This window comes from Halorubrum sp. F4 (assembly GCF_027257195.1).
Taxonomy (GTDB): domain Archaea; phylum Halobacteriota; class Halobacteria; order Halobacteriales; family Haloferacaceae; genus Halorubrum.
The window spans coordinates 440,317-457,654 of the sequence record NZ_JAPDFS010000001.1; the positions used below are offsets into that span (position 1 = coordinate 440,317).

Annotated in this window: 29 protein-coding genes and 1 tRNA gene; 2 read left to right on the forward strand and 28 right to left on the reverse strand. The window is 60.3% G+C overall.

The features are described 5' to 3' along the window. Positions 1-4: 4 nt before the first annotated feature. From OKW78_RS02170 to OKW78_RS02265, 20 genes are all read right to left on the reverse strand, one after another. The gene (locus OKW78_RS02170; protein WP_200531569.1) at positions 5-409 is read right to left on the reverse strand and encodes a hypothetical protein; all 405 of its coding nucleotides are present in this window, start codon (positions 407-409) and stop codon (positions 5-7) included. Positions 410-488: 79 nt separating this feature from the next. Then, the gene (locus OKW78_RS02175; RefSeq protein WP_281193699.1) at positions 489-1,457 is read right to left on the reverse strand and encodes a PD-(D/E)XK nuclease family protein; all 969 of its coding nucleotides are present in this window, start codon (positions 1,455-1,457) and stop codon (positions 489-491) included. Further along, positions 1,441-1,692, reverse strand: a complete 252-nt coding sequence (locus tag OKW78_RS02180; RefSeq protein WP_200531571.1) for a hypothetical protein — start codon at positions 1,690-1,692, stop codon at positions 1,441-1,443. Before OKW78_RS02180 ends, OKW78_RS02175 begins: the two co-directional genes overlap by 17 nt. Then, positions 1,689-1,853: a hypothetical protein gene (locus tag OKW78_RS02185; RefSeq protein WP_281193700.1), complete on the reverse strand. Its 165-nt coding sequence runs from the start codon at positions 1,851-1,853 to the stop codon at positions 1,689-1,691. The genes OKW78_RS02180 and OKW78_RS02185 overlap by 4 nt, the downstream gene beginning before the upstream one ends. Next, positions 1,850-2,179, reverse strand: a complete 330-nt coding sequence (locus OKW78_RS02190) for a DUF6378 domain-containing protein (RefSeq protein WP_281193701.1) — start codon at positions 2,177-2,179, stop codon at positions 1,850-1,852. Before OKW78_RS02190 ends, OKW78_RS02185 begins: the two co-directional genes overlap by 4 nt. Positions 2,180-2,203: 24 nt before the next feature. Further along, positions 2,204-2,512: a hypothetical protein gene (locus tag OKW78_RS02195; protein ID WP_200531574.1), complete on the reverse strand. Its 309-nt coding sequence runs from the start codon at positions 2,510-2,512 to the stop codon at positions 2,204-2,206. A gap of 10 nt (positions 2,513-2,522) precedes the next feature. Continuing rightward, positions 2,523-2,909 (reverse strand): hypothetical protein, encoded by a 387-nt coding sequence (locus OKW78_RS02200; protein ID WP_200531575.1) that lies wholly within the window; start codon positions 2,907-2,909, stop codon positions 2,523-2,525. Further along, complete coding sequence (locus tag OKW78_RS02205; protein WP_281193702.1) at positions 2,909-3,055, reverse strand: hypothetical protein; 147 nt, start codon at positions 3,053-3,055, stop codon at positions 2,909-2,911. The genes OKW78_RS02200 and OKW78_RS02205 overlap by 1 nt, the downstream gene beginning before the upstream one ends. Then, positions 3,052-3,231 carry a XapX domain-containing protein gene (locus tag OKW78_RS02210; RefSeq protein ID WP_200531576.1) on the reverse strand — a complete coding sequence of 60 codons (180 nt, stop codon included), beginning with the start codon at positions 3,229-3,231 and terminating at the stop codon, positions 3,052-3,054. The genes OKW78_RS02205 and OKW78_RS02210 overlap by 4 nt, the downstream gene beginning before the upstream one ends. Further along, positions 3,228-3,380, reverse strand: a complete 153-nt coding sequence (locus tag OKW78_RS02215; protein WP_200531577.1) for a hypothetical protein — start codon at positions 3,378-3,380, stop codon at positions 3,228-3,230. The genes OKW78_RS02210 and OKW78_RS02215 overlap by 4 nt, the downstream gene beginning before the upstream one ends. After that, positions 3,380-3,694 (reverse strand): hypothetical protein, encoded by a 315-nt coding sequence (locus tag OKW78_RS02220; protein ID WP_200531578.1) that lies wholly within the window; start codon positions 3,692-3,694, stop codon positions 3,380-3,382. Before OKW78_RS02220 ends, OKW78_RS02215 begins: the two co-directional genes overlap by 1 nt. Continuing rightward, positions 3,691-3,984 carry a hypothetical protein gene (locus OKW78_RS02225; protein WP_281193703.1) on the reverse strand — a complete coding sequence of 98 codons (294 nt, stop codon included), beginning with the start codon at positions 3,982-3,984 and terminating at the stop codon, positions 3,691-3,693. Before OKW78_RS02225 ends, OKW78_RS02220 begins: the two co-directional genes overlap by 4 nt. Before the next feature lie 52 nt (positions 3,985-4,036). Continuing rightward, the gene (locus tag OKW78_RS02230) at positions 4,037-4,498 is read right to left on the reverse strand and encodes a hypothetical protein (RefSeq protein WP_200531580.1); all 462 of its coding nucleotides are present in this window, start codon (positions 4,496-4,498) and stop codon (positions 4,037-4,039) included. Positions 4,499-4,693: 195 nt separating this feature from the next. Further along, positions 4,694-5,899: a hypothetical protein gene (locus OKW78_RS02235; protein ID WP_281193704.1), complete on the reverse strand. Its 1,206-nt coding sequence runs from the start codon at positions 5,897-5,899 to the stop codon at positions 4,694-4,696. A gap of 226 nt (positions 5,900-6,125) precedes the next feature. Next, positions 6,126-7,337 carry a hypothetical protein gene (locus OKW78_RS02240; RefSeq protein WP_281193705.1) on the reverse strand — a complete coding sequence of 404 codons (1,212 nt, stop codon included), beginning with the start codon at positions 7,335-7,337 and terminating at the stop codon, positions 6,126-6,128. Positions 7,338-7,345: 8 nt separating this feature from the next. Next, positions 7,346-8,893: a hypothetical protein gene (locus OKW78_RS02245; protein ID WP_281193706.1), complete on the reverse strand. Its 1,548-nt coding sequence runs from the start codon at positions 8,891-8,893 to the stop codon at positions 7,346-7,348. A 106-nt stretch (positions 8,894-8,999) separates the two neighbouring features. Then, a complete protein-coding gene (locus OKW78_RS02250; protein WP_200531584.1) occupies positions 9,000-9,215 on the reverse strand; it encodes a hypothetical protein in 216 nt (71 codons plus the stop codon). Between the two features lie 57 nt (positions 9,216-9,272). Then, positions 9,273-10,259: a hypothetical protein gene (locus OKW78_RS02255; protein WP_200531585.1), complete on the reverse strand. Its 987-nt coding sequence runs from the start codon at positions 10,257-10,259 to the stop codon at positions 9,273-9,275. Between the two features lie 222 nt (positions 10,260-10,481). Next, positions 10,482-10,585 (reverse strand) — tRNA-Thr (locus tag OKW78_RS02260). A 186-nt stretch (positions 10,586-10,771) separates the two neighbouring features. Beyond that, positions 10,772-11,272 (reverse strand): hypothetical protein, encoded by a 501-nt coding sequence (locus OKW78_RS02265; protein WP_200531586.1) that lies wholly within the window; start codon positions 11,270-11,272, stop codon positions 10,772-10,774. 331 nt (positions 11,273-11,603) lie between these two features. Here OKW78_RS02265 and OKW78_RS02270 point away from each other — a divergent pair, with 331 nt between their 5' ends. After that, a complete protein-coding gene (locus OKW78_RS02270; protein WP_281193707.1) occupies positions 11,604-12,125 on the forward strand; it encodes a hypothetical protein in 522 nt (173 codons plus the stop codon). Further along, complete coding sequence (locus tag OKW78_RS02275; RefSeq protein ID WP_200531588.1) at positions 12,125-12,598, forward strand: ERCC4 domain-containing protein; 474 nt, start codon at positions 12,125-12,127, stop codon at positions 12,596-12,598. Before OKW78_RS02270 ends, OKW78_RS02275 begins: the two co-directional genes overlap by 1 nt. On the opposite strand, the gene OKW78_RS02280 is transcribed toward OKW78_RS02275, so the two are convergent. From OKW78_RS02280 to OKW78_RS02315, 8 genes are all read right to left on the reverse strand, one after another. Next, positions 12,590-13,441, reverse strand: a complete 852-nt coding sequence (locus OKW78_RS02280; protein WP_281193708.1) for a hypothetical protein — start codon at positions 13,439-13,441, stop codon at positions 12,590-12,592. The two genes, OKW78_RS02275 and OKW78_RS02280, sit on opposite strands and share 9 nt — an antisense overlap. 220 nt (positions 13,442-13,661) lie before the next feature. Next, a complete protein-coding gene (locus tag OKW78_RS02285; RefSeq protein ID WP_281193709.1) occupies positions 13,662-14,963 on the reverse strand; it encodes a hypothetical protein in 1,302 nt (433 codons plus the stop codon). A 36-nt stretch (positions 14,964-14,999) separates the two neighbouring features. After that, complete coding sequence (locus OKW78_RS02290; RefSeq protein ID WP_281193710.1) at positions 15,000-15,365, reverse strand: hypothetical protein; 366 nt, start codon at positions 15,363-15,365, stop codon at positions 15,000-15,002. A gap of 16 nt (positions 15,366-15,381) precedes the next feature. Further along, positions 15,382-15,702, reverse strand: coding sequence for a hypothetical protein (locus OKW78_RS02295; RefSeq protein WP_200531592.1), 321 nt, complete (start codon positions 15,700-15,702; stop codon positions 15,382-15,384). After that, positions 15,699-15,992, reverse strand: a complete 294-nt coding sequence (locus OKW78_RS02300) for a hypothetical protein (protein WP_200531593.1) — start codon at positions 15,990-15,992, stop codon at positions 15,699-15,701. The genes OKW78_RS02295 and OKW78_RS02300 overlap by 4 nt, the downstream gene beginning before the upstream one ends. A gap of 195 nt (positions 15,993-16,187) precedes the next feature. Then, positions 16,188-16,574: a hypothetical protein gene (locus OKW78_RS02305; RefSeq protein ID WP_200531594.1), complete on the reverse strand. Its 387-nt coding sequence runs from the start codon at positions 16,572-16,574 to the stop codon at positions 16,188-16,190. A gap of 72 nt (positions 16,575-16,646) precedes the next feature. Continuing rightward, positions 16,647-16,973 carry a hypothetical protein gene (locus OKW78_RS02310; RefSeq protein WP_281193711.1) on the reverse strand — a complete coding sequence of 109 codons (327 nt, stop codon included), beginning with the start codon at positions 16,971-16,973 and terminating at the stop codon, positions 16,647-16,649. 117 nt (positions 16,974-17,090) lie between these two features. After that, the gene (locus tag OKW78_RS02315; protein ID WP_200531596.1) at positions 17,091-17,261 is read right to left on the reverse strand and encodes a hypothetical protein; all 171 of its coding nucleotides are present in this window, start codon (positions 17,259-17,261) and stop codon (positions 17,091-17,093) included. Positions 17,262-17,338 lie beyond the last annotated feature (77 nt).

The following is a 17,338-nucleotide window of genomic DNA, read 5'->3' on the forward strand; positions in this document are numbered from 1 at the left end:
GTGGTTAGTACGCGGCGTGGTTCTCCCACGTTCGAGCGGCGAAAGAGACGGGAACGCACGTCTGGGGGTCGCCCGGCTCGTCGGTGGTGTCGATTCCGTGGTCTCGGAAGTCCTTGATGTGGTACTCGTAGACCGTCCGGGTGTCTTCCTCGGCTATCAGGACGGTGTTGACGCCCTTCCGGTCGAGGTAGTCGATGATGTGGTCGGAGACTGCGTAGCCACGATGCTTCCGGTAGAAGTGTTCTTCTCGGGTTCTCTTTGAGAGGTACGCGACCTCGTCTCTCCCCCTGAGAACACCGACCGTCCCGGCTACCCCGTGCATCTCGGGGGCCGGGACACGAATATGCCGCCGGGGCTGGTGTTTCAGTATCGGCGCTTCAACGTCCTCGTAGTCGAATAGGTTGGTCATCTCTCTGGGTCTGATTGGTCTCTGGATTTACGCCTCGCTTCCTGCCGCTTTCATACATTTTCAGACTCAGGAAGGGCCGTTACAGGTTCATCTTCCGCATCGCGTAGGTCACGTAGTTCGACTTCGTACCGAGTTCCTGCGCGATTTCGTGGGGCGTCATACCGGCGTCCAGCATCTCCTTCAATTGGTCGTCGTGTTTCAGGGCTTCTCCCCACGTCGAGGAGCAGATATCGTAGTAGGAGCATTGCTCGTCCCGGCCCGGCCCCCACTTGCAGAGCGGGGTCTCGTTGATGGGCCAATGCGGCTCGTCAGCCTCCATCATATCCAGCATCTCGCTGATGGTCTCGTAGATGAAGTCCCGGCGAGACTCCTTGAGGGGGCTGATAATCAGGTCGTCCCCCTTGGGGTAGTACCCAGCGACCGCTGTTACGTCCCACTCCTGCTCGAACAGGACGGCGTAGTATTCGCCTTCGAGGTAGATGCCCTCGTCGCGGTACTGCTTCTTGGGGGTCTTCCCGGTCTTGAAGTCCGTGATGACCACTCCCCCGGCGGGTTCGACGCCGGGAACGGAGCGGTCGTCGTAGATGGCGTCCGCGTACCCCATCCACGATGGCTGTCGGCCCTCCCTGTCCGGTAGGGGGTCTTCCAGCCACGACTCCGCCTCGATGCCGACCGGGAGCCACGTCTCAGGGTCGGGTGAGACCTCCATCCGGGCGTACTCGAAGTTGATGAAGTTCGTGATGTACGGCTCCAGATAGTCGGCCCACCTGTCCCACTCCGGCAGGAAGGCGACGAGGTCTTCGGGGAACTCCCCGGTCTCGTTGACGTAGGCCTCGACGGCGTAGTAGTAGTCTTCCAGCACCTCGTGGATGATGGTTCCGCGCCGGGTGTAGATGGTTCCCGGCTCCTTGAGGCCCTGAACGTAGGAGTACCGGAACTGCTCGGGGCACTTCACGTACTTCGTCAGCCGACTCTTGCTGATATACGGGAGTTCACCTTTCGGGGTGCTGTCACGCAGGCTCGTCAGTCGGTCACTCTGGGTTGGCATCTTCTTCCTCGTCGTCCTGCATCAGCAGGTCGTTGACACCCTCCAGCACCTCGACGTGCTGGGTAATGTCCTGTATGTTCATCGCGCCGCTCTCGGTCTTCTCGAACTCGATGACGCACTTGCCCTTCTCGTGGGCGGTCTGATTCGCGTGACCGATGATTTCGAGTGCCGTTCGCAGGCCCGGCACCGAGTCGATTTCGGCGTCGGTCGCGGCGGGAACCTCGGGGTCGCTCACGGCCACATCCCCGGCCCCAGCGTGGGGTCGTTCAGTTCACGGGACAGTTCGAGGCGTCGGCGTTCCCGCTCCTTGCGGTCGCGCTCAAAGGCCTCGATGGCTTCCCTGCTCTTCCGAATCGTCTCCGAGTCCGCCTCGGCGTCGGGGAGTGAGAAGGTCACTCTCGGGCCTCTGCCGAGTTGTCGGCGTCTTGGGGGACGTAGAGGGACGCGATGGCCGCGTACCCGATGGCGTCCCGGTAGTGGTCGGTGTCCATCCCGCCGACGTGCTTCCGGCTGAGTTTCAGCAGAATCATCATATCGGCCACCTCGTCGCCTCGAAGGGGCCTTACGAGGACGCCGCCCAGATACGAGTTCCACAGGTCAGCGATGTGGTCGTGATTCTCGATGGGGTCTCCGTGGGTGCCGTTTCGGTCAGCGATGACGCCGCCGACCTCGGACGCGAGTTCTCCTGCCTGTTCCACGTTGCGGTTGTTCTTGACTGCCATTTGGGTCTGGTTGGTAAGGGGTGTTCACAGGTCGGCTCGCTTCAGTCGCTTGATGCGACCGGCCTTTCGCTGTTCGTAGCCGTCGTAGTCGAACTTGATGAGGTCGTTCGTCTTCGTGTAGGGGAGCGTGAGGATGGGGCCGGTGACCGGCTCCGCATTGATGATGCCTCGTCCGGTGTCGAGCCACATCTTCCACTCGTCTTCCCAGACGGCGAAGATTTGGCCGTCCGCCATCTCGGTCTCCCCGTTGAGGAAGACCAGTTGGACGCGCCCCTCGGTGACTTCGGCGGCGTCGGCCACGTCTCGGTAGCCAACAGCGCCGTCGTCGGTCATCAAGTGAAATTCACGCCTGTACGTCTCGTCCCTCTTCGTACTCTTCGAGGACTCGTTGGCTTGGGTCGTGGTTGTCATAGTCTACAAGGGCCGTTACGCGGTCTTCCCATCCCTCTCGGTTGTGGTTCACCGCTTTGTCGTCCAGATAGACGTGAGCGCCACCCTTCTCGCACTTCAGGCCGTTGTAGGGGACGCCCCACATCGTCAGCAGGCCCGCGATGTGGCCCGCGTGCTTCCACGGGCGGGCCGTCCAGACGACGATATCGTACTGCTCGTCTTCCTTGAGCCGCCGGACGTACTCGACCATCTCCTCGTCCGGCTGTTCGCCCCCCACTTTGTAGGGGTCGCCGGAGTCACGGGTCAGGGTCTCGTCAAAGTCTACCGCGATGATAGTCATTAGTCGAAGATGGGGTCACCCCGCTCGTCGCGGGGGCCTTCGGGTGCCTCAACGGGAAGCGCCCCGGCGAGCCGGTGGGGAGCGTCTTCGTCGTCGTGGGGCTGGTGAGCGGGCTGTGCGTTTGCGAGTCGGTGTTCGGGGTTCATAGGTAGGTAGTCGTCAGCAGGTATCCGAGGTAGATTCCACAGACGGAGCCGGAGACGGCAAGAACGCCTGCGAGCGTACCGGGTGCCGGGCTGGGGAGTCCGAGGTAGCCGAAGAGGCCACCGAGGACAAGCCCAGTCAGGAGGGCCGCAACGAAAGCGACAGCGAGGATGTTCATACGCGGAACCGTTGACGGCGTTCGTAGTCGCGGAAGTTCCCGTTCACGACGCCCCGGAAGAGGCCGCCGTCGTGTTCGAGGTCGGCGTGAACGGCGGGGTCAACCCGGAAGTGCCAGCCGCAGTCGGCGCAGTAATGCTTCGCTCGCATCACTCGTCCTCCGGGTGTTGCCAGCAACGGTCGCCGGGGTTCTCGACGCGGCGGGAACACTCCCCGCCCTTTCCGGCGCACGTCGGGTCTTCTTCGATGGTCGCAACAGGCTCGTCGCTTCCCGCCGCGTAGAGGTCTACTCCTTCGGAACCCTCTGCAAACTCCGAGGGGATATTTCGCCTGTCTTCAGTCTGCACCAGCAGATACGCACCCCTTGTAGGGTCAGACGAAGTAACAGCAACGTGAACGACACGACCAGCCACATCGAAGCCGCCATCCTCGTCGGGCCGGACGTGTTTCCACTCATATCTCACGGTTGCCTCACGCGGCTCGCGTCGCCGCCCTCAATTCGGTCGGCCACCGTCAGCAGGTGGCGGGCCACGTCACGGAGTTCCGCAACGTCTTCCTCGTCGCCGTCGCCCATCTCAAGGACGGCGGCGCGGGCGGTCACCTCAGCGAAGGCCTGATGGCTCCACGACTTCATCGCGTCTATCTGGTCGTGGAAGGTCTTGGCCTGCTGGAGCATCTGTTCAACTTCGGGGTCTGCCTCGGTCTCGGTATCGAACAGGTCGTCCGAGACCGGAGGCTCAACTTCTTGACTCATTTGGGTCTGGTAGGAGAGAGGAAACACCGGGTTTCCGTTGAATAAGGTCGTCTTATTGTACGTCGGGTTCTGCGGGCTGGGCTTCCATAATGGCGGGAATCCCGGTTCCCCCATCACCGCCGCATCGCCCGTCGAAGTGGTCTTCTGGGAGCATCATCGGCGCGTCGCCGCTAATGACGACACCGCACTCGTCGTCCTCACAAACAACTTCTCCCCGACTGTCGTGCCACCCCGGAGAACCGCACTCCGGGCATCCCATCGTGTAGTGAAACACCTCTTTTAGAAGCGTGTTCGGGCCGTACAGGCCGGGGTACATCTCCCACTCACACTCGTCTATATCACACAGCGGACAGACCACGGCCACCTCGCCGTCGTCCCCGTGTGCGGGTTTCATATGGTCTTCCAGTTCGCGGTCACATTGCCACGAGGCCGTGTGATAGTCGAATACAAGTCGGGAGCGGATATCGGTAATCTCGAATTTATCTGCGCGGACGCCTTCGTTGTGAGCGGACATTTAGGTGAGGTTGTTACTCTGTGACGCTGGTAGAGAGCGGGAGATAGCCACGCCTCTAATCGGGCGGGTCATTTCGGCTTTCAGGAGGGAGCGTCGTCCCCGTAGTAGGCAGTAATCTTTAGGGAAGTAAGCAGATATTAACGTGTCGGTGAATTTAATACTCTGCTACGTCCTGTCTATCAGGTAACTCGAACGTTACCGGAAGTAGACGGGCTTCATCCACGCCATCGGCTCGTCGTCGCTGACGCCGTGGAGGATACCCGCTGGCCGGGACGACGCAATCCCGAGACCTTCGGTGTAATCGCCCTGATTCTGGAGCGTACCGCCCATAATGACGGGACGACCCGCGACCGGCTCGACCTTCATCTCGTGGAAGTGACCCCGGTAGGCCACGTCGAACTGATTGTCGATAAGCCACGAACCCCAGCGGGCCTTCGGAGACGAGGTGCCGATGTGAGCGAGGCACCCCTTCTCGTGACCGTGCCGGATGTGGCCCCGGTGGCCGCGCATCTCGAAGTTCGTGAAGTAGGTCGCGTCGTTCTGGATGAACGTCACGTTGTCAATGCCGGACTGCCGAATGGCGAGGTCGAGCATCGAGTAAACGATATCATCGGCGTTGGCCGCCGAAGTCTGTCCACCCGTGCGGAGTTCGCCGTGGTTCCCGTGCTGGGTCACCACTTGGACGGTCAGGAACTCTTCGGCCAGCCGCTTGATGACCTCCGTGTAGACCGTCGAGGCCCGCTCAATCTGCCCCCGAAGGTGGAGGTCAATCGAGTGGGGCTGAGTCGCGTAGATAGTCTCGTTCGTGATTATGTCGCCGCCGAGCAGAAGGTGGGCGGTGTCGAACTCGACGCCCGCCGCTTCCCGACGCTCCTTCTCTCGGAGGCCTTCTTCGACGTACTGCCATACTCGGTCTTCTGCGATATCGGAGTTGAAGGTCTCCTCACCGTACTCGTTGCGCTCAGTCTGCCCGAAGTGGTCGTCGGTGCGGAAGAACACTATATCCTCGTGGCCCTCTTCAGCGAGAAGCCCGCCGTCCGCTCGGGCGGGGGCGTACTGCTGAAGGCGGCTCTTCAGGTCGTATTCGAGTTCCGCGAGGAAGTCGGTCGCCGTCCGGCTCACCGACTGTTTCGTGGTCGTGGGTGTCCGCAGAACCTCAACCGAGCCGGGGGTCTCGTCGGAGCCGTCCGCCGTCGGCGCGTAGCCGTCGATGCGGTAGACCCCTTCTTCCGGCTCGGGGATTCGGACGCCCGCCTGCCGAAGCCGACTGATAATGTCGTAGGCCCCGGAAGTGGACTTGTAGCCCAGAGCGTCCGCCACTTCTGCGGCGGTAGCCCCGTCTTCACCGATGGTTTCTGCGGCAATTCGCTGGTTGGTGGTCAACTGGTCGAGATAATTCATTTGGGTCGGCAGAGATTCCTCGCTCTCGGGTGATTTCGGCGGTGAGAGCGACGGCAGAACGGCAGAGAGAGGTGTCTATATGTCTTCGTTGCTGGAAGGCTTGGACTTCGGAACGCCTCAATCGGTTGTCTGTGAGGAATCGGGTGGTTGGTCGGTTGTCTCGCGGTTCAGAAAGGCTACCTCTTAGCCCCCATCATAACCGGGTACTCTATCTTAACTGTATCGTTCAGGCCCGTTCCCGTCGGGCGTTTTCGCTAACCCAGATGCCGCACGAATCCTGTAAACAGAAGATAGGAGCCTTCTGCCATACGGTTTCGCACTTCATTGGGGAATAGTCGAGTGAGATGTATGTCTCGATACGCTCCCTCGTGTAGTCTTCCTCGAACTCTGGAAGACCCCTAAAGAACTCTACCATCGTGTCGATGGGTACGTTCTTGTCCATCATATGCGTGATAACGTACATCTCCATCATATGAGACTGGGAGCGGTGAGCGAACGCATCATCCCGGTCACGGAAGGCCATAATACACGGCCTGTCCGAGAGGACGAAGTCGAGGTCGTCCACGGTGATGTTGTCGTTCGCGTTTTCCTCGTACCGCTTCACCCGGCTCCGGTCGTAGGTCGCACCGCCGACCGACCGGGAGGACGACGAGGCGTTCCGAATCCGCTGGGTCAACACCTCGGCGGCCTTCTCGTTCGGCGTCGGCTTGAACCGGGCGTCGAGTTCCCGCCGCGAGCGGGTCAACTCGATGTAATCAGCCGGTCGCAGGGTCGCCAACTCTTCGAGCGTCACCGGGACGCAGAAGCGGTCTTCCCCGAAGGCCTTGCTCGCCCCGAGGTGCTTCGTGTTCGGCACCCGGCGCATCCTCCCGAGGTCGGACGAGTCCACGTCAATATACTCATCGAGGTCGTCCAGCCCGGTCGCCTCAACGATGTATTCCTTGAGTGCCCCCGAGTAGGCGTTCAGGCCGTTGATGAACTGGGAGAAGTCCCCGTTCGACGTGCTAATCGGCGGGAACACCAAGTCGATGTGGATGCCCTTGTGGCCGCTCAAAACGACCTGCCACGACTCCGGGCTTTGGGTCTTGAGCAGGAACCGAGCGACCTTACGCGCCCGCACGAGGAGTTTGCTCATATCACGAATCCACGCCGCCGTCGGGTCGCCCCGGTCGCTCCCTCGGTAATCACCCGTGTCAGGAACGTCGAGGTCGATGAACAGCCGGTCGATTCGCGGGATGTTCCCGTCCTTAGTGTGTCCGTCTGGGAACGAATACACCGAGATGAACGGCCAGTTCTGGGGGTCGTCTTCGGCGTCGAGGACGAGTTCAGCGGCTTCCTCTGGAGTGGTAGCCCACCGCTGGTACTTGGTCGCTCGACGCGGCCACGAGTCCGCCCAGTACCGGAATCCGTCGGCTACGAGTTCTGTCTCTGTCTTCATCTCACCATCTACTCAAGCGTCCCACCGAGGGACTGCTGGGCTTCCTGCTCCTTCGCCTGCTGGGCGTGGAGTGGCTCTTCCTCGAAGATGGACGCCATCTCGTCGTCCACCTCCTCGCCGTTGAAGGCGGCCCTGCGGGCCTCGCTGGCCTGCTCGGTCATCTCCCCGAGGCTGTCGTCTTCGGTGATATCGACGGCCTCTCCCGTGAACGGGTGGACAGCGATGGTGCCGGAACCCTCGCAGTACCGCCGCACGTACTCGTCCGCGACCTCCGGCTCGATGCCCGAGATGTTCCGCACCTCTTCGGCGGCGGCCTCAACGATTTCCGCGTAGTTGAGGCTCACACTCACGTCCGTCACGGAGGCGAAGTCCGACAGCGAGTACGTAAGGGGGCTTCCGCTGTGTTCGGTGATGTACCCGGACTCCCGCATCGAGTCAAGGCTACGCTTCACGTCGCTGTCTCGGATGTTGTGACCGAGGCGACGAAGTTCCTGCTGGATATCCTTCCGAGCAGGGGCGTAGTCGAGGTCGTGAAGGAGCCGGAGGATGGCTTGGTCTTCGTCGGTCAGGTTCAGCGCCGACATAACCATATTGTTCCCCATCACCTGCATCGTGTACCAGTAGTCTACTGGCGTCGAGAGGAGGAGAAGGCCCCTTCCGGTGTCAACGGTCATCCGGTCGGCGTGGTGGAGCAGGCCCATATTGCCCATCATCGAGGCGAGCCGGTCGAAGTCGAAGCGGGCTTCGTTGAACTCGGTGGGCATCATCGCGCCATCCTCGATGGTCTGTCGGGCGATTTCCTCCATCCCCGGCTTCATCACCTTGTTGTTCACGTTGTCCGTGAACAGCGACACCGGGATAGCCTCGAAATACTCCCGAATCTTGGCGCGCTCGACGGGGTCAACGTTGAGCGTGACCTGCCCGGAGTGTTCGCGGGCCTTCCGCATAATGACGCGCTCGGTCTGCTCCTTCGTGGTGTCCACGGACTGCATAAACGCCCGCTTCAGCAACTCTGGGAAGTCGTTAAAGTCGGCGTTGCGGTTGTCGGTCGCCATCGTTGCGAACACAATCCGGGGACACTCCAGCGTCATCGTCTGGGTGCGGTCGTCGTCGTCCTCGGACTTCGTAATGTCCGTGACCTTCCGAATCGAGTCGTTGCCCTCGCCCCAGTCCTTGAGCATCTTCTCGGTGCCTTCCCCGACGCGGGCAAGGTCACCGACGATGTGGATGGGGTACTTGTTCGCCTCCTTCGCAGAGTAGTACCGGGCCGTCTCGGACTCGTCGGTGGGGTGTTCGTAGACCATACCGGGGCCGTAGATGGCCTCCAGCGTCTTCCGAAGGGTGAAGTCCTTACCACCGCGAGCGGGGCTATACAGGACGAAGAGGCCGCCCCCGCTTTCGAGACCACCGTTGATTGACGCCGTGGCGACGGTGAGGCAGGTGTCTTCCTCTCCGACCACGCCGAGGTCTCGGGTGACCTGAAGGATGGTGTGGAGTTCGGGAACGTCCCAGTCGATGCCGTTCGTCGTGTCGTACAGTTGTGCTTCTACGCTCATTTGGGTCTGGTTGGTTTGGTTACGCCTCGGTTCTCTCTCGGGACAGCGCCGCCGCTATTTCATTGCGCTATTTCATACTCCTATGCGGCGGAAAACGAGCGGTGTCCTATTCGTCGCGCTCTTCGCGCTTCTTGGTGGCGACGCGCCGGGCAAGTTCGCGCTCGACGGCGTCCTGAACGTCACCGGCCACCTCGGCGTACACCTCGTCGGGGTCGTCTCCGTCTTCGAGGGTCACGGTCGCGGTCGCACCGAACGTAATCGGCTCGAACTGGTCTAACTGAACTTTGCGGTCGTAGGTAACTTCGAGGGTGTCGATTTTCATTAGGGTCTGGTTGCTTGTTCTAAGTGAAGGAGGGCCGCGTCAGCGAGTGTTACGCGCCTACTGGAAGACGCGAGCGACGACGGCTTCCCGCCCACCGAAGTCTTCGACCAGATTCTCGGTCAGGTCGTTCCCGGCGTCTTCAACGAGGTCACCCAGCAGGGCCTCGGCCTTCTCCTCGTCGTCGTACCCGAGGGTCTGACACGTCGAGATGAAGTCCTCGATGGCCGCCGGGACTTCCTGTGCCGCCGCCGCGCCGCCGTCGGCCACGGCCTCCGGCTCGGCGTCGCCGTCTTCGGCGGGGGCGTTCCCGCCGTCGAGGGTGCCCTGTTCGCTCGCCGTGTTGTTCGCCACGGTCACGTCAGCGCCGGTCTCCACGTCCTTGACGATGGGGTGGTGGTACTTGCGGTCGCTCTGGTTCGACTGCTTCTTCACCTCGAAGAAACCGACGCGGCGGCCCTGAAGGTCGCCACGCAGGATGTTGTCGCCGCTGGTGTCAGCGAGCCAGTTGTGGATATCGCTGTCGTCCACGACGGCGTCCCGACCGTGGGTGGTCAGAATCTTCGCCAGCGTCTTGGACGCCGACTTGGGGCCGAAGCGGTCGGAGCCGCCGTACCACATAATGACGTTGCCGAGGTCAGCGGGGTCGTCGTCGTTCGCCATCACGACGGCCTCCACGAGTTCGTACCGCTTCTCGGTGCCGCCGTAGTTTTTCACGAGGAACTGGTTGGCGTCGTCCGCCGAGACCTCGGGTGCCTCGGGGTCGTTCGGGTCGATGCCAACCACGTCGCGCCACGAGAAGACCTTGAACTTGCCTTTCTCGGGGTCGTGGTAGAGGCACCCGTCTACCAGTTCGACGTTCTCCATCGCAATACCGAGGGACTGACCCCACGAGTTCGCGTTACCGAACACGCGGGTCATCTCGCCCTCGATGGGGGCGTAGGGGGTGATGGTCAGATTCTTGTCCGGTTCGTTGGAGCCGCCGGAGTTGTCGGAGCCGCTGTTGTTGTTGCCGCTGTCCTGCTCGTAGGAGTTGTAGTCGTACATTTTGGGTCTGGTTGCGTCTGGTTGTCTTCTGTCGGGCGGTACTGCTCTCGGTGGGGTACTGACTATCTGAGTTTCTTGGGTCACCCCAAAGGCCGGAGCCGGGAGTCGAACCCAGCAGGAACGCTCCCCGTCCTAACCGGGGAACTCCGGTTACCGTGGCCGCTCATAGAGGCCAATCAGAGTAGAGAGAGGTTGTTCTGTCGGGGGAGGCGTATCCCCGAGTGGAGACGACAGGATTTGAACCTGCGTCTGGGCATCTTTTCTTATCCGGTGACGTTTCTCATCGTCACCCGTGCCCCGTGATGGGCCGCTATCACTACGTCTCCAGAAAGGGCTGTGTGGTTGTACCCCACCGAGTACCGCCTTTAGCCCCCATCCTAACTTGGTGAGGTACTATAACCGTATCGGTTGAGGAACTCTAAAGCGTCGAGAGGGACTCTACCGCTCTTAGCCCCCCTCTCAACTGTATATCTCTATATAACGTTGCCGGTCAGACGGGTCAAGAAGGGGCCTTACCAGTCCACGCCGAGTTCGTCGGCCACGGTCTCGGCGTCGTACTTCTTGTGTCCGCCGCCACGCTGGAAGCCCGCTTCTTGGACGCTGTCGAGCATCGACGCGAGTTCAACCATCCCCTCCGCCGTCCGGTGGCGGCCCTCGTCCAGAAGGGGGAACACGTCTTCCAGCAGTATCTCGACCTGCTCGTGGCGGGCTACCACGAACGGGCCGACTGCCTCCAGAAAGCCCCGAACGTCGTCGCGGCGGGTGAGCCGAACACGGTAACGCTCCGAGCCATCGTCCCGGTCGAAGACGCTTGCCTTGGGGTCGAGGCCGAGGTCTTCGCAGAACTCGTCCAGCAGGCCCGCCGCTTCCGGGCTGGCCTTCTCGAACTTCACCTCGAAGGAGACCTCGAAGCCGTGTTTGGAAGACCCCTTCTTGCGGAGGGAGGCCTGTAAGTTGCCGCCCCAGTCTAAGGCACCTGCCGCATACGGCCCCCTCCAGTCGTTTTCGGCCATCTCTATACCACTCTCTGCCACCGACACGCTTAATACTGTCTCTGTCATTTTGATGGGGGAAACAGGGTGCGGTCACCCGATTTCGATACTCTTCCTCGGTCTGCCCAGAGAGGGGAGACAATAGAGGGGAGAGTCCTATTCGGTATTCTCCTATTGGGATAGTCCTAACCAGACTACCCCTATCAGGGAGTCCTACGTTCCTGCCGCATTGGGGAACCCCGGTTAGGACTCCGATTAGTCCGAGTATAGCCGATACACGTCGGTATGTGAAACTGTTAGCACACCGGCTCCGGCCCGCCCTGCCCTCCACCAGACCCAAATGTGACAGCAAATGCCATACGACGAAGACCTCGCAGAGCCTCTGACCGAACCAGACACTCCTAACGCTACGAAGTTCTACGGCTACGACGCTTCTGCTAACTACGACACCAAGAACAGACTCGACGGCTCCGGCTCCGTCTCCGACCACTACTCGCGGCTCGCCGCGTACAACACCGGAGTTCGGAACGGCAAGTGGGGCGACAACGAACTGCTCCGTGAGCAAGACAACCTCGCCCTCTTCGACGCCATCGCATCGCAACTCGAACTGACGAACTACCAACACTCCCGAGGACGCCAAGCGTTCTCCGAACTCGACCTCTCGGAACTCTCGTCTCCGGGGTCGATTGACGCAACCCTCTGTGCTGTAATGGTGGCCGCTGTGGTCGCCCGCGAGGACGGAAGGATGTACCACCCGTCTCGTGACGAAAACACCAACGACGGGCTGTTTGTGGCCCTCCTGTCCGACCTCGACTACTCTGAACATCTGCTCCACAGTTGCTTCGGGAAGGTTCTGAATCGGGTGCATCTCTAATGATTATCCTCGTTGACGAGCGGGAGAAGAAGCCGTACAACTTCCCCGCGATGGAGACCGAGACCGCTCTCCTCAACTACGGCGACTACGCCGTGAAGGGCCTCGGCTACTACGACGTGAATCCGAACACCGGGAAAGAGGAGTTCTACCCGGAGTTCGCTGTCGAACGCAAGAGCCTCGATGACCTCGCCCGGTCAGTTGGCACCGACCGAAACAGGTTCGAGGCCGAGATAGACCGCGCCCAGCAGGCCGACAACTTCGCCGTCGTAATCGAAGCGACGATGACTGACGCCTACAAGGGCCGGTACTACTCGAAGATACACCCGAACGCCGTTGTCGGCACCGTGAAGAAGTGGCCGTTCAAATACGGCACGCTCGACTTCAAGTGGGCCGAAGACCGCGAGGGTGGAAAACAGGAGACGCTACGGTTGCTTGATAAGTGGTATATCCACGCCGCGACCGACCTATTCTGACTTTTGACCTCCCTGTTCCTTGGGGTCAAAATATATCCCAAAATAATCTGAATTGTTATACTTTTCAATTTCCTGCTGGTAAGGGATGTGCATTGGAACCGTATTTGTTGCCCTCGAACCTTCCATTGCCTGCTCAAACGTCATATCTCTCTGAATTTCTGTTGTCCGACTTGTTATCTCAATATCGGTGTTCTTTCTAATTGGGTCAAAGTATCTTAGAGTGATAATAAACTCAATCTCGTGTTCTCCTTTATTGATGAGATAGTTAACGACTCTGGTGAATTTCCAATGTTGTACGTTATCTACGATAGTTTTCGCAAATGCTGGGCCGACGAACTCCTTTGTCTCATTTGCGTTAAGAAAGTTTTTCCGGCTATGGTGGTCGGCTTGATATAGACTTTTTGTGCTTACTTGAAATCCTTGAGAATAATCAATATTCTGGGGGATAACTCGTATTCCTGCACCGATACCCGTTGCGGCCCCCTCTCCAACATTTGCCAACGTGAATTTCAAAACATTCTCGTCTACGTCCCACGCCGCAATTTCAATCCTTGGTAGATGTTGGAGTCGCATAAGCGATTCCTGTTCATCCAAAATGTCCGTTTGTGTATCCTGAACCCCTTTGAGCGACATATAGACATAAACCAACACCAACGAAAGTAGCAGAGAAACTACTACGTCCAATATTGTCACTAAATTCAGGAACTCAATCGGGAGATGCGGTGAAGCAAAAAACAGAACCACCGGACTCACCAGAATTAGACCGGCAATGAACCAAAGAAGCCAGTTAAAATATTGGGAAGATTCTCTGATTTCCCCCTCAGAATCGTTCTGATTCAGCATTTATTCGTTTAAGCCGCTCGGGACTCCGTAAATCTATGGGGACTTCGTGGCCGCACTCGGCGCAAACCCACACATCATAAGAGCCGTAGTGGGTCTCCGTCTCGGAGTAGAAGCCGTCCCCGTCGTGTTGACAGGCGTAGTTCGGCATAGTCTGGTTAGTCGCCCTCACCGTAGGCTAATAGTCGTCTCTCACGCTCGCAGAGGGCTTAATTGCTCCGCTCTACCGGGTCTTCTCGACTTTTACGCGGCGACCGCCCGTGTTCAGGAGCCGGGACTCGACCCGGTACGGGCCGACGACCGAGACGCCCTTGGTGTAACCCCCCTTCTGCTCGACGTTGAGGTTGTTACTCGGGAAGACCGCTTCCCCGTCAACGACCGCGAGCGCCCCGTCGTCGGCTCCTTCGAGGGCGTCGTCGGCCATCAGGGGGCTTTCGGCCTCGACCCAGCCCCGACCGGCGAGGTCTCCGAAGTCAGCCCGCTCCATTTCTTCGACAGCGAGCGGCCCGGCCTCGAAGCCCCCTTCTCCGTCCGGGGTGTAGGTCTCCGCGAAGTCCCGAATCTCGTCTTCTGCGCCCTCCAGTTCCCCCACGATGGCGTCGGAGTCAAGGTGGTCGTGGTACTCTTCGATGAGTTCGCCATCCTCGTTGAAGGCCTCTTGCTCGCTGTACGGCGTCGGAGTGTCCGGCTTGACCACGTCGAGGTCGCCGGTCGCCTCGTAGTCTTGGACGTACTTCGGAATCTCACCGTCGGCGTCCTCCGTGTAGACGACCCGAGTGAGGTACGTGTAGCCGAAGATGCCCGCCGTCCGAAGGCGGCGTTCAAGCGTCACCTCCACGTCGCCGTCGCACAACTCGGCGGTCTTCGCCTCGTCTTTGACCGGCTCGCCGCCGACGGTGAGTAGGGTGTCGGTCTCGGGGTCGTACTCCGAGAAGGTCGTCTCGACCTCCTTCGTCGTCTCCACCGCGTTCGGGTGGATGAGGAACAGGCGCGTTCGTCCGGGGTTAATCTCCGGCGGGGCGTTCCCGCTGGTCACGGAGATGGCCTTCGAGACGCCGTGAACGCGGGCCTCGTTAACGAACTCCTCGGCGGTCGGGTAATGGGATTTCCCGACGGAGAGGAGCAGGTCGTGACTCTCAAACTCGACCATCTCCCCAGCGTGGGTTCCAGTCGGGCGGTCAGCGAGCAGGCGCTCGACGTGGCGGGAAGCCTCGCCTTCCGGCACGGTCTCGGTCAGGCCACCGGGGCCGGTGACGGCCAACTCGAACTGGAGGCCGGGGAACTCCTTGTAAGACCGCTTCCGGTTCTCCTTGAAGGGGATGGGCTGGGCGAACTCCACGAACGCCGGGAGTTCACCGCCTGCTCCTACGTCCGACCGGAGGTACGCCTTGCCCTCCTTGAGATAGCCGCATCCGCGCTCGGGGTTGTCGATGGTCTCGGTCTCGATGCTGTTGCTCTGGGTCTGGGTTTCGATAGACATTGTTGGGTCTGGTCGGTTGCTTCGCTTCTCGCCGCTTTCATACATATTTCAGACTCGGGAAGGGGCGTTACTCGTCGCCGTTCAGTACCACTCGACGTGAACCGCCGCCACGTCGTAGAGACTCCACGGGCAGAACAGGTCGAAGGCCATCTCTCGCTTCTCGGTGATGGTCTCAGGCGGGTTGATGGGGCCGTAGCCCCGGTTCGGCCCGGCGGGGATACGACCGACTGCCTCGTGAACAGAGAATCGCCCGTAGACGAATACACCGTTGTCGTGAATCTCTATGTCGGTCGCGTTCGACGGGTGGATGCCGTCGAAGAACTGGTCGGAATCGACGCCGTCCATAGTCGGGAAGTCAAACTCCCCGTGTTCGTTGACGTTCTCAAACGCCCACTCGATAATGTCTTCAGTCGGCACTTCGACGGTCTCCGGTAGGTCTTTCTTCATAGTTGGGTCTGGTTGGTTAGTACGCCGCTATCTGACCGGCCTCTACGGCCATCTCCTTCGGGGGAGCGCACCCGTACTTGTTCTCGCCCATCCAATCCTTCGCGGCGGCTACGGCGAGCATACGGCCCTTGTGTCCGCCCCCGCAGTTCCCCCGGATTCGGAAGGACGGGCCGGGATACCACGACGTGAACAGCGCCTCGAAGTGCCCCCGGTCGTTCAAGTGGACGACAACCCGGTAGGGAGTGTCCGAATACTGCCACTTGATGAAGTCCGAGTAGTTCGCTATCTCGTGCCACCCCTTCTTCCCCGTCGGCGGGACGTGGTCTTCGTGCTTCATCGGAGATGCCGCCCGGCTCGCTCTTCGAGGTGCCGTTCGTACCGACGCTCGGCCTTCGCCAGCGCCCGGCCCTCGGCCTCGGCCATTTCCCGCTCGGCGGCTTCCGCCGGGGTCTCCGTAAACAGGAGTTCCGTCTCGATTACACCGTGATTCTCGGCCATACCGGAGCCGACGGCGTCGTGAACGGCATCCGCGATTAGGTTCATCCGTCGGTCGTCGTCGGACTCCGCGTTGACGGGAAGCGATACTCGAACCGTTACTTCTGCGTGCTGGTGTTCGTCGTTTGCCATAATGGGTCTGGTTGGGTGGTTAGATGCCTCGGCCCCGAGCGCGGGCCGCGTCGAGGCACTCGTCGCACATCTTGTTGTTCGACTCCGCTCCGCCGGGAGTCATATTCCCGCACTCGTCCCAGAGGACGCAGGCCCCCTCCGGGCGGGAAGGGCGCGTCTCTTCGGATGAGCAGAGCGTCGATTGTTCGGTTTCGCTCATACCGCTCCGGCGAGCCGGAACACCGTGGGGCGGTGCTTCGGACGGTCAGCGTTGATGCGGCGTTCCCCGAACACGTCGAGGAGAATCTTGCGGTTGTTTAGGTCAGCCCGACAGAAGGCTTCGTAGAGGTCGCCGTCCCACAGCGCCGTGAAGAAGTGACCGCCGATATGGCTGAACTCTTCCGGGGAAACCGAGCCGTCGAGGTTGCCCCACTTGACGTACTTCTGTACCTCATTCCGGGCGCTGTTCCGGGTGACCGTGCTGGGGAGTTCATCAAGGGTCTTCTGGATGACCTCGATGAGTTTCGGGCTGGCTCCGGCACGAAATAGGAAGTCGATGTGGTCGTTGGTCAGTTCAATCTCGGGGATTGGGGTGTCGTTCATTGTTGGGTCTGGTTGGTTGATTGCCGCTCGATGCCGCCCGCCCTTTCATAGATATTTCAAACTACGGCGGGGTCAGCCGAGGTAGTAAACGAACGTCGATTCGTCGTCTACGGGGCTGAACACGGTGGTTCCGGTAGCGTAGTAGGGAATTTCCACGTCGGAGTGGTCACCGAGACCGAAGATTCGCTCCTCGATGGTGAACTCGTTTCCTCCACCGGCTCCGCTGGGTCTTTCATCGGCGTCGTTCGGGACAAGGTAGGAGACCGTCACGGACTGCTCGAACGGAGTCAGCGGGTGGATACTGATACCGACTGAATGGTACGGGACGGTCACAATCTCTCCAACGATAGCCGTCTGGGTCTCTATACGGTACTTCTCTGGGTCTAACTGTAATGTCATATCTTGGTACTCTGGGTCTGGTAGTCCCAACAGGAGAGTCGGGGTTCCTGCTGGATTGGGGAAGCCGAATAGGGGAATACCGAATAGGACTCTCCCCTCTATTGTCTCCCCTCTCTGCTACTCTGGGTCGATAGTCACGGTGAAGTCGGGGTTCGGGTCGTAGGTCAACTCCGAGTCGGAGATGAATCCCGCCACGAGAACGTTCCCGTCGCGGTCTTCAACGACGAGCCGCATTACCCCGAACAGGCTATTCCCGCCGTGGTGTCCCGTGTCGGGCTTCGTCCCCACACTAACACTTGCTCCAACCGCATTGGAGACAGACAGGACAGCCGCCGTCGAGTCGGACTTGCTGGCCCCGACACTCC